Origin of the sequence: Kribbella turkmenica, from assembly GCF_004348725.1 — a bacterium.
GTDB lineage: Bacteria > Actinomycetota > Actinomycetes > Propionibacteriales > Kribbellaceae > Kribbella > Kribbella turkmenica.
On record NZ_SMKR01000034.1, the window covers coordinates 39,295 to 49,091 of the forward strand.

The following is a 9,797-nucleotide window of genomic DNA, read 5'->3' on the forward strand; positions in this document are numbered from 1 at the left end:
CGGCTCTCGCGGTGGTCAGGCGGAGTCGCGATGGTTCAGCACCCAGGGCATGGACAGCTCCCGAGCCGGCCGTGTGGGGTCGTCGATCCGCGCGAACAGTGCCTCGACCATTTCGGTGAAATCGAGTTGGTACATGCCGACGCTGGTCAGCGGCGGCGACGAGTAGGTCGCTTCCAGGGTGTTGCCGGTGCCGATCACGGCCAGGTCGTCCGGCACCTTGAAGCCGCGGTCGACCGCCGCCTGCAGTGCGGCGAACGCGCCCCGGTCCGACTCCGAGACGATCGCGTCCGGCGGGTTCGGCGAGCTGAGCAGGTCGCGGACCACGACGACCGCCTCCTCCCGCGAGGCCGCCCCGATCCGGACGAGCTCCGGGTCGGCGTCGAGCCCGTGCGCGCGCAGGGCGTCGGCGTACCCGGCGTACCGGTCGTCGTGCGGGGTGGCGTGGGACAGGAACGCGATCCGCTCCCGGCCTGAACCCAGCAGGTACGCGGTGGCGTCGGCCACCGCTTGACGGACGTTGTTGCGGACGACGTCCACGCCCTCGAGGTCCAGGTGGTCGCTGAAGGCCATCAACGCCCGCGTGGATCGCCGGGCGGCGGTGAGTTCCATGTCGTCGCTGAGACCGGGCGCGAAGATGGCGCCGTCCACGTGCCCGCGGGTGATGACCCGCAGCGACTGGGCGGCCCGATCGAGACGCCGTACGGGGACTCCGATGACGGAGTAGCCGTGCGCGGCCGCGATGTCCTCGCACTGCATCGTCAGGCGGTCCAGCCAGGGCCCGACCGGCGGCGCGTACACCAGCGCGATCAACTCCGACCGCTGCCGGCGCAGGCTCCGGGCGGCGGTGTTCCCTTTGTACCCGAGCTTCTGCGCGGCCTCCTCGACCCGCCGCCGGGTCGGCTCCGGCAACGGGGTCGTCCGACCCGCCCGCCCGCTCAGCACGTACGAACACGTAGCCACCGAAACCCCGGCAGCCTCCGCCACCTCGCGAAGCGTCGTACGCCCTTCCCTCCTCATGGTGAAAGCATTAACCTGAGCTGAGAAGCGGTCAATACTCGATAGTTGGTTAATTCACTAGACATTAACCACCGTGACCCCTCCGGGTCGTTGTCGGGGCTAGAAGCGGTCGAGGCGGCAGCGTGTCAGCGCCGGCTCGGTGCTGCCGTTGACCAGCTCTTGCGCGATCAGCCGGCCCGCGGTCGGAGCCAGCGCGATTGCCGCGTGCATCACCGCCAGGTACAGGCCGGGAACCTCGGCCACGGGGCCGATGATCGGCTCGCCGTCGGCCGGCATGGGGCGCCGGCCGACCCGGGAGCTGAGCAGCTCGACGCTCTCAGCGCCGCGGAAGGTTGATCGGATGGCGGCCAGGGTGTGTTCCGGAGAATCCGCGGCGGCGATGATCCGGTCCTCGGCGACCTGCCGAAGATCGAAGTCCTGAGTGTTGACCAGCGTGCGGACCAGCCCGGCCGGGGCGTGGAATCGGAAGAGCGTGGCCGGCGACGGGTCGACGGGGACGCTTACACCCAGCGGCGCGCCCAGCGCGGCGGTTGCCGCACCCGCTGCGAGGACCACGGTCGCTGCAGGAAGAGGTCCTGCGGGCGTCTCGACTCCGGCGACGCGGCCTTCCGCGTCTCGTCGTACGGCGGTGACCGGGGTATCCGGGTGTATTTGTGCGCCGTGGTCTCGGGCGCCCGCGATCAGCCGCTCGGTCACGCCCACCGAATCGACGGCGGCGTCGCCAGGCGCCCAGACGGCCCAGTCCGGCGGCTGCCGCAGGTTGGGCTCGAGCGCCGCCGCGGTGGCCGCGTCGACGATCTCCTGTCCAGGACGGACTTCCGGCGCGCTCTCTCCCGCCCGCCACGACAGAGATCCGGTCCAGGCCACGGGAAGCCCCGGCAGTTCCGCCTCGAGCCGACGGTATTCGTCGGTCGCACCGATCCGCAGGCCGGCGGCGGCGGGACCTGCGGCGGGACTGTTGAGTACCCCGAACGATCCGACCCAGGCGAAGGAATCGGCCGTCACCCCGCCGCCCGGTCGCCCGGCGTCGACAAGGGTCACGGCTGCGCCCGCCCGGGCGGCGTGATAGGCCACCGACGCGCCGACGATCCCGGCGCCGACCACCACGAGGGCTCTGCCAATCAGTGGGCTCGACATCTCCGCGACGCTAGCATTCGCAGCCGCGCCGGCTCGGCCATTTTCTGCCCACGGCGACCGGGGGCGGTGGTGATGGTCGTCCATACCGTGCCGGAATCGGTGGAGAACGGGGTGGGTCCGAAGGAGGCCGCCGGGTGTGCGGTTCCTTCGGACCCACTGCGTCGGCGGGTGGGTCAGTTGGCCGGGCCGGTGGAGGTGCTTTCCCACTCGGACGGGTCGGAGAAGGCGTTGTTCTGGGCGTTGTACTTGATCGCGTGGAAGCGGATCGTCCGGTTCTCGTCGAAGTTCTTGTTGCAGCGGGCCCGAGGGCCGGACGTCAACCTGTCAGCGGTCGAATGAGCCGTCGAACTCGTTGCAGGTTCCTGCAATCGGTCCATTGCCCGACCGCGGCGAGGCCCGAGGCCAGCTGGACCAGAAGCCGTCGTGGGGGTGCTCATCGGTCGTCAAGGCGGGGTGGGCCGGTAAGGCTTGTCGCCGGCAGCCAGAATTTCGTGCCGTCCCAGAAGAACTCGTAGCCGCCCAGACGTTGTTCACCAGCACGTCGAGCCGACCGGTGTCAGCGGCCACCTGAGCTGCGGCCTGCTTCGTCTGCTCGTCGTCGCGGTGGTCGCAGGCGATCGCGATCCCGCGCCCGCCGATGGCTGTCACCTCGGTCGGCCGTCGCCTGCACGGTGCCGTCGAGCGGAATCGTCGGCTGACCACCAGCCTCGGTCCGGCCGGTCACGCAGACGGTCGCTCCCTGCTCGCCGGGCCCGAGAGCGATCCTCCTTCCCAGCCACGGCTGGCCCCGGTGACCAGCGCCACCTTCCGCACAAGTGATTCCACCACCCGAAGCTAACCGCTCCCGCCGTTGACGCCGTCCCTTGACTTCCACACACAGAACGGCCCCTCGGTGTGCGAGGGGCCGTTCTGGAGGGTAGGTCAGCGGTCGCCCATGGGGACGTACTGGGTGCCGCGTTCGCCGGTGTAGATCTGCTTGGGGCGGGCGATCTTCTGGTCGCCGTCGTTCAGCATCTCCAGCCACTGGGCCAGCCAGCCCGAGGTTCGCGGGATGGCGAACAGGACGGTGAACATCTCCGGCGGGAACTCCAGGGCCTCGTAGATCAGGCCGGAGTAGAAGTCGACGTTCGGGTAGAGCTTGCGGGAGACGAAGTACTCGTCCTCCAGCGCGATCTTCTCCAACTCGACGGCGATCTTCAGCAGCGGGTTGATGCCGGTCACCTCGAACACGTCGTCGGCGGCCTTCTTGATGATCTTGGCGCGCGGGTCGTAGTTCTTGTAGACCCGGTGGCCGAAGCCCATCAGCCGCTCGTCGCCGGCTTTCACGCCCTCGATGAACGACGGGACGTTGTCCACCGAGCCGATCCGGCGGAGCATCTTCAGCACGGCCTCGTTGGCGCCGCCGTGCAGCGGGCCGTAGAGCGCGCCGATGCCGCCGGCAACGGCCGTGTACGGGTCGACCTGGGTGGAGCCGATCGCCCGGACCGCGTTGGTGGAGGCGTTCTGCTCGTGGTCGGCGTGCAGGATGAACAGGATCTCCAGGGCCCGCACCAGCCGGTCGTCGGCGGCGTACTTGGGCTCGCTCATCTTGAACAGCATGGAGAGGAAGTTCGCCGTGTAGCTGAGTTCGTTGTCCGGGTAGACGTACGGCTTGCCCTGGGCGTGCCGGAAGGCGAACGCGCCCAGCGTCGGCATCTTCGCGATCAGCCGCCGGATCTGCAGCGCCCGGGACTCCTCGTCGAAGATGTTGCGCGACTCGGGGTAGAAGGTGGACAGCGCACCGACCGAGGCCAGCAGCATGCCCATCGGGTGGGCGTCGTACCGGAAGCCCTGCATGAAGGTCTTCAGGTTCTCGTGCACGAACGTGTGATACGTCACGTCGTGCGCCCAGGCCTCGTACTCCGCCTTGTTCGGCAGCTTCCCGTTGACCAGCAGGTAGGCCACCTCGAGGTAGTTCGACTGCTCGGCGAGCTGCTCGATCGGGTACCCGCGGTACTCCAGGATGCCCTTGTCGCCGTCGATGAAGGTGACCGACGAACGGCAGGAGGCGGTGTTCACGAACCCGGGGTCGTAGGTGGCCAGGCCACCGTCGCCGTCGGATGCGCTGATCTGCTTGAGATCGGCGGCACGGATGGTGCCATCGGTGATGGCAAGGTCGAAGTCCTTGCCGGTCCGGTTGTCCCGGACGGTGAGCGACTGATCGGTCACAATGCCCTCTTCGGAAGCTGGCGTCATCGCCTGGTGAGTGAGGGTTATCGTCAGCCGGCGGGACGCGGTTCGGACTGCAATCTTCACCGCTAAACTAGTGCGGTCGGGGTCTGCTTCCAAGCCGGGGTCCCCGGTGGAGATGTGCCCGCTTTGACCCGGGGGCGACAGCGCCGGTATTCTGGGCTGCTGTTGTGCGTTCCAGGTCCCAGCCCCGTCGGTGGACCGCTCGCCGACGTACCAGTCTTGTCAACCTCTGAGAAACGAAGGTCAACGACCGTGCGCACGTACAGCCCGAAGCCTGCTGACGTCACCCGTGAGTGGCACGTGATCGACGCCACCGACGTCACGCTCGGTCGGCTCGCCGTCCAGATCGCCACCCTGCTGCGCGGCAAGCACAAGCCGACGTTCGCGCCGCATGTGGACGGCGGTGACTTCGTCGTCGTCGTCAACGCCTCCAAGGTCGCCCTGTCCGGCACCAAGCGGACGGACAAGCTGGCGTACCGCCACTCGGGTCACCCGGGTGGTCTGACGGCCACGCCGATCGGCGAGATCCTCGAGAAGGACCCTCGCAAGGCCGTCGAGAAGGCTGTCTGGGGCATGCTGCCGAAGAACCGCCTGAGCCGGAAGCTGCTCACCAAGCTGAAGGTGTACGCCGGTCCGGAGCACCCGCACACCGCCCAGCAGCCGAAGCCGTTCGAGATCACCCAGATCGCCCAGTAAGCGATCGACGAGCCAGGTAAACGAGGATTTTCAGCGTGAGCGACATCACCACCGAGACCGAAGAGTTCGACCCCGAGGTCCCCATCGACAACGAGGGCCCGGTCGCCTACACCTCCGAGACGAACCCGACTCCGGAGCAGCGCGCCGAGACGGGTCGGGTCGCGGTCATCAACCCGGCCGGCGCCACCGGCCGCCGCAAGGAGGCCGTCGCCCGCGTCCGGATCGTCCCGGGCAGCGGTAACTGGAAGATCAACGGCAAGCCGCTCGACGTGTACTTCCCGAACAAGGTGCACCAGCAGCACGTGAACGAGCCGTTCGTCGTCGCCGGCCTGGAGGGCTCGTACGACGTGATCGCCCGGATCAACGGCGGCGGCATCACCGGCCAGGCCGGTGCGCTGCAGCTGGGTGTCGCCCGGTGCCTGAACGAGGCCGACCAGGAGGCGAACCGCCCGGGTCTGAAGAAGGCCGGTCTGCTCACCCGCGACGCGCGGATCAAGGAGCGGAAGAAGGCTGGTCTCAAGAAGGCCCGCAAGGCGCCGCAGTACAGCAAGCGCTGATTGTCTGATGGGTCGTTTGTTCGGCACGGACGGAGTCCGTGGCCTGGCGAACGTGGACCTGACCGCGGAGCTGGCGCTAGACCTCTCGGTCGCGGCAGCTCACGTACTCGGCGAGGCCGGTGCCTTCGAAGGGCACCGGCCGCGCGCCGTTGTGGGGCGGGATCCGCGTGCCAGTGGTGAGTTTCTGGAAGCCGCCGTGGTGGCCGGTCTGGCCAGCGCAGGCGTCGACGTGGTTCGGCTCGGTGTCCTGCCGACCCCGGCCGTGGCCTACCTGACCGGCTCGACCGGCGCCGATCTCGGCGTGATGCTGTCCGCCAGCCACAACCCGATGCCGGACAACGGCATCAAGTTCCTGGCCCGCGGCGGGATCAAGCTTGACGACGCGATCGAGGACGCGATCGAGGCCCGGATGGGCGAGGAGTGGCAGCGGCCGACCGGTGCCGCCGTCGGCCGCGTGTTCGACGACGGGCAGGGTTTCGAGACGTACGTCTCGCACCTCGTCCGGTCCGCGCCGAACCGGTTCGACGGCCTGAAGGTCGTGATCGACTGCGCCAACGGCGCCGCCTCGCAGACCGCGCCGGAGGCCCTGCGCCGGCTCGGTGCCGAGGTGATCACGTACGCCGCCGCCCCCGACGGACTGAACATCAACCTCGACTGCGGGTCCACCCACCTGGAGGGCCTCCAGCGCGAGGTGGTCGGTCACCGCGCCGACCTGGGCATCGCCCTGGACGGCGACGCGGACCGCTGCCTGGCCGTCGACGCGAACGGCGAACTGGTCGACGGTGACCAGATCCTCGCTGTCCTGGCGCTGGCGATGCGGGACAGCGGCCGGTTGTCCAACGACACCGTGGTCGCGACCGTGATGAGCAACCTCGGCTTCGTCCAGGCGATGGTCCGGGAGCGGATCGCGGTCGAGCAGACCAAGGTCGGCGACCGGTACGTGCTGGAGGCGATGAAGGCCGGCGGCCACAAGCTCGGTGGTGAGCAGTCCGGGCACGTGATCCTGTCCGACCACGCCACCACCGGCGACGGCACGCTGACCGCGGTCATGCTGCTCGCCCGGGTCGCCCAGACCGGCAAGACGCTGAGCGACCTGGCGGGCGCGATGACCCGGCTGCCGCAGGTGCTGGTCAACGTGAAGAACGTCGACAAGTCCCGCGCCGGCACCGACCCGGCCGTCCAGGCCGCGGTCGCCGAGGCCACCGCCCGGCTGGGCGACACCGGCCGCGTGCTGCTCCGCCCGTCGGGCACTGAGCCGCTGGTCCGGGTCATGGTCGAAGCGGAGTCCTCGGACGTCGCGCACGAGATCGCCCACTCGCTGGCTGACGTGGTCGCGACCTCGCTGAAGCTCTGAGCGTCGTCCACCTTCTGGGGACCTGAAACACCCTCTGGCGACCTGGGACCTGAAATATCAGGTCCCAGGTCGCCGTTCCCTGTCCCAGGTCCCGTTTCTTGTCGGGTTCAGGGCGCGGCCGGGAGGCGGACGCCGGTTCGTTTGGCCCAGTGCCGGCCGGAGCGTAGATGCGCCACGAACGCCCGTTGCAGCGTGGTGTGCTGCGGGACCCGGGCGAGATCCTCGGCCTCGAGCGACCTCTCCGGAGGTGTCACCTGGAGGCCGAGACGCATCATCTCGCGATCGCCCTCGTGCGGGTCGTCCGGCGGCAGCTCCGGAAGCAGGGTGAACCGGCGCTGGAACCGCAGGATGTTCGACTCCGGATGCAGGTACTCGGCGAGCTGCGGATCGAGCAACCACGACGTACACGAGAAGACCGTCACCGGCTCCTCGGGATACCACTGCGCGAAGTACCGTTCGGCGGCCGAGATCGACTCCTCCGAGGCGGTGGCGTCGAGCGGCCCGATCGGTGGGACGTGGATCATCAACCCGTACCCCGCGGGCCCGTCGCCGAGCGCGAGCTGAGCCCGAGTGAACGAATGACGGCCGATCTGGACGTCGGCGCTCCGGAACCGCAACGGCGGACCCCACAGCGGAAACAGCCCGGCCCCGGCCCGGCCGGTCACCTGCCGGTGCGTCGACAGCACTCCACCTAGGGAAGACACCGACGCCTTGCTGATGGACTCAGGCACACCGCGCCGCGCATGTACGTCGAGCAGCCGCGGCAACCTGGACACCAACGCCCAGGCCGCCACGAAACGATCCGACCGGTGCCTCCGACAGGACAGGCCAGGCCATGAACCCGCTCGCCTCGATCGACTGGTCCATCCCGCGGTCGAGATCGGTCACCATCGCACCCAGTACCGTCCACCAGTCGGCATCCCGGGACCGATCCGGCCGAGCCGCGAGCATGTCATCCCGGTCCTGCTCCGAAACCCCACAGAACTTGAGCATCCTCGCTGCCTCGACGTCATCCGGAAGCCTCACGTCGCTCGCGGGCTCCAGACCTCCTAACCAGGCGACCGCGTTTTCCGAAAGCCCCAACACGTTCTCGTCCTCCCAGCAGGCCGATGCGTACTGGGCGATGACACCACGGGCCGCAGCCCAAATGCACGACTTCTGATATGGAGTGAGTTTCTGTCAAGGGCAGGGTGAGGCGCCCGTCCCGGTGGGTTGTTCCGGGGCGGGCGCCTCGTGCTTCGTCGGCTGGCTCGGCGAGCGTGTCGGTGTCGACGCGCGGTCAGTCTGATATGCGTGGGTTGGTTACCGCAGGACGGTTGTTTCGGCTGGAACGGTTCCCGCGTGTCTAGGAACGAGCGTCGCCCAGGGGGCTGCTCATAGAAGTGTCGCGGGTCGTTCCACGCGCTGCCGGCGAGCCTGTGGCGCTGACGAAGCAGCTCGGTGAGGTTAGGTGTCTTCGAGGACGGCCAGTGACCAGCACCAGCCGGCCAGTTCGCGGGCGATCCCGATGTTCGCGACGGTGCTGCGTTTGCGGCGGTCGATGAACCGGACCCAGCGTTGGTGCAGTCTGCGGTTTCCTTCGTCGCCGCGGATTCTGGCCGTGGCCGGGGCGAGGTCCCAGCGGTCTCGCAGGGTTTTGCCGATCCGGTAGCGGGGCCGGTGGTGCTGTGATGGCACTGCTGCCTCGACCAGCAGCCGGCGGGCGTGACCGTTGCCGGTCTTGGTGATCGGGCCCAGGGCGCGTGATCCGCCCGAGGAGTACTCGGCCGGGATGAGCCCGACGAACGATCCGATCGAGTTGCCGGTGAACCGGCGCCAGTCGCCGATCTCGACCGCGAGTGCGAACCCGGTCAGGGTGCCGATGCCGCGCAGGCAGCCCAGACGCCGCACGAGTGGAGTGAACTCAGAGTCGGCGGCCAGCTGTTCGATCGCGACGTCGAGCCGGTCACGACGGGCCTTGGTCGCGAGCACTGTCTCGTAGCCGGCGTCGAAGGTCAGACGTGTGGCTGTCGAGGTCAGCCGTGGGAGTGCGTCGTTGCGCAGCCAGGCGTCGTGCTTACCGGTCCAGGCGGCGCCGCCGTCGTAGACGATGCCGTGGCGCAGCAGCAACTTCGACAACCGGTGCCGGGCGCGCATCAGGTCGCTGCGGCAGTCCTCGCGGGCACGGACGAGGTCGCGGGCGGCCTCCTGCTCGATGGTCGGGATCGCGACCGCGGTGACCTCGTCCAACCGCAGCAACCGCGCCAGATGCACAGCGTCCCTGGCATCGGTCTTGACCCGGTCACCGGCCGGCCTTTGCAGCTTGCTCGGCGCGACGACCTCGCACCTGACCCCGGCCGCGCTCAACACCCGATAGAGCCCAAACCCCGTGGGCCCTGCCTCATAGGCCACCGCGACCGGGCCCGGCAAACCGGCGACCCAGGACCGGATGTGCTCGTGTGACGGAGTCAGTTTGGCCTGGAACAACTCACCCGTCACGCCATCGATCGCGGCTGCCGCGACCGACCTGGCGTGCACATCCAGCCCAACACTCGTACGCTCGGTAAACACCGGGGCCTCCCACAACTGTCGGATAGGCCGAGCAGGCAGCCCCTACTCGGTAACCCACGAATCTCTGTGAGTGAGGCCCCGGCCCGCAACCACCTCAACCCGAGACGGTCACGTCATACCGTCTAGGTGTGATGTCCAGGGACGTTGGTCAGTCGGGTGATGGGTGGCTGGGCGCCGATTGAGCTGTGGGGTCGGTGATGATTGTAGAAGTGGAGCCAGTGGGGTAGGGCCGCGTTGCGATGGTGGGTTGATTC

General features: G+C 68.6%; 12 protein-coding genes. 3 read left to right on the forward strand and 9 right to left on the reverse strand.

What is annotated here, in order from left to right; all coding sequences use genetic code 11:
- Positions 1 to 15 precede the first annotated feature (15 nt).
- From E1218_RS10615 to E1218_RS10630, 5 genes are all read right to left on the reverse strand, one after another.
- The gene (locus tag E1218_RS10615; protein ID WP_132318783.1) at positions 16 to 1,017 is read right to left on the reverse strand and encodes a LacI family DNA-binding transcriptional regulator; all 1,002 of its coding nucleotides are present in this window, start codon (positions 1,015 to 1,017) and stop codon (positions 16 to 18) included.
- A 99-nt stretch (positions 1,018 to 1,116) separates the two neighbouring features.
- The gene (locus tag E1218_RS10620; protein WP_202865901.1) at positions 1,117 to 2,124 is read right to left on the reverse strand and encodes an NAD(P)/FAD-dependent oxidoreductase; all 1,008 of its coding nucleotides are present in this window, start codon (positions 2,122 to 2,124) and stop codon (positions 1,117 to 1,119) included.
- 203 nt (positions 2,125 to 2,327) lie between these two features.
- A complete protein-coding gene (locus E1218_RS35990) occupies positions 2,328 to 2,474 on the reverse strand; it encodes a hypothetical protein (protein ID WP_165949222.1) in 147 nt (48 codons plus the stop codon).
- Between the two features lie 4 nt (positions 2,475 to 2,478).
- Positions 2,479 to 2,856 carry an SDR family NAD(P)-dependent oxidoreductase gene (locus E1218_RS38180; protein WP_407657598.1) on the reverse strand — a complete coding sequence of 126 codons (378 nt, stop codon included), beginning with the start codon at positions 2,854 to 2,856 and terminating at the stop codon, positions 2,479 to 2,481.
- Positions 2,857 to 3,075: 219 nt separating this feature from the next.
- Entirely contained in the window at positions 3,076 to 4,362 is a 1,287-nt protein-coding gene (locus E1218_RS10630) for a citrate synthase (protein ID WP_233712141.1), read from the reverse strand.
- Between the two features lie 276 nt (positions 4,363 to 4,638).
- On the opposite strand from E1218_RS10630, the gene rplM reads away from it, so the two are divergent.
- The 3 genes from rplM to glmM are packed head-to-tail and all read left to right on the forward strand — an operon-like array spanning position 4,639 to position 6,993.
- Entirely contained in the window at positions 4,639 to 5,082 is a 444-nt protein-coding gene (gene rplM, locus E1218_RS10635; RefSeq protein WP_132318789.1) for a 50S ribosomal protein L13, read from the forward strand.
- A gap of 35 nt (positions 5,083 to 5,117) precedes the next feature.
- Positions 5,118 to 5,639 carry a 30S ribosomal protein S9 gene (gene rpsI, locus E1218_RS10640; RefSeq protein WP_132318791.1) on the forward strand — a complete coding sequence of 174 codons (522 nt, stop codon included), beginning with the start codon at positions 5,118 to 5,120 and terminating at the stop codon, positions 5,637 to 5,639.
- Positions 5,640 to 5,646: 7 nt separating this feature from the next.
- Complete coding sequence (gene glmM / locus E1218_RS10645) at positions 5,647 to 6,993, forward strand: phosphoglucosamine mutase (protein ID WP_132318793.1); 1,347 nt, start codon at positions 5,647 to 5,649, stop codon at positions 6,991 to 6,993.
- A gap of 107 nt (positions 6,994 to 7,100) precedes the next feature.
- Here the strand turns inward: glmM and E1218_RS10650 are convergent, their stop codons facing one another.
- From E1218_RS10650 to E1218_RS10665, 4 genes are all read right to left on the reverse strand, one after another.
- Positions 7,101 to 7,787: an acyltransferase domain-containing protein gene (locus E1218_RS10650; protein ID WP_407657599.1), complete on the reverse strand. Its 687-nt coding sequence runs from the start codon at positions 7,785 to 7,787 to the stop codon at positions 7,101 to 7,103.
- The gene (locus tag E1218_RS10655; RefSeq protein WP_132318797.1) at positions 7,717 to 8,079 is read right to left on the reverse strand and encodes a hypothetical protein; all 363 of its coding nucleotides are present in this window, start codon (positions 8,077 to 8,079) and stop codon (positions 7,717 to 7,719) included. Before E1218_RS10655 ends, E1218_RS10650 begins: the two co-directional genes overlap by 71 nt.
- Positions 8,080 to 8,439: 360 nt before the next feature.
- Positions 8,440 to 9,543, reverse strand: a complete 1,104-nt coding sequence (locus tag E1218_RS10660) for an IS110 family RNA-guided transposase (RefSeq protein ID WP_132318799.1) — start codon at positions 9,541 to 9,543, stop codon at positions 8,440 to 8,442.
- Between the two features lie 122 nt (positions 9,544 to 9,665).
- Positions 9,666 to 9,797: integrase core domain-containing protein (locus E1218_RS10665; RefSeq protein ID WP_165949223.1), on the reverse strand; the 132-nt coding region annotated here is incomplete at its 5' end.

Coding starts and splice junctions, on each gene's coding strand:
- glmM (WP_132318793.1), top strand. CDS start 5,647: ATGGGTCGTTTGTTCGGCACGGACGGAGTCCGTGGCCTGGCGAACGTG.
- E1218_RS10615 (WP_132318783.1), bottom strand. CDS start 1,017: ATGAGGAGGGAAGGGCGTACGACGCTTCGCGAGGTGGCGGAGGCTGCC.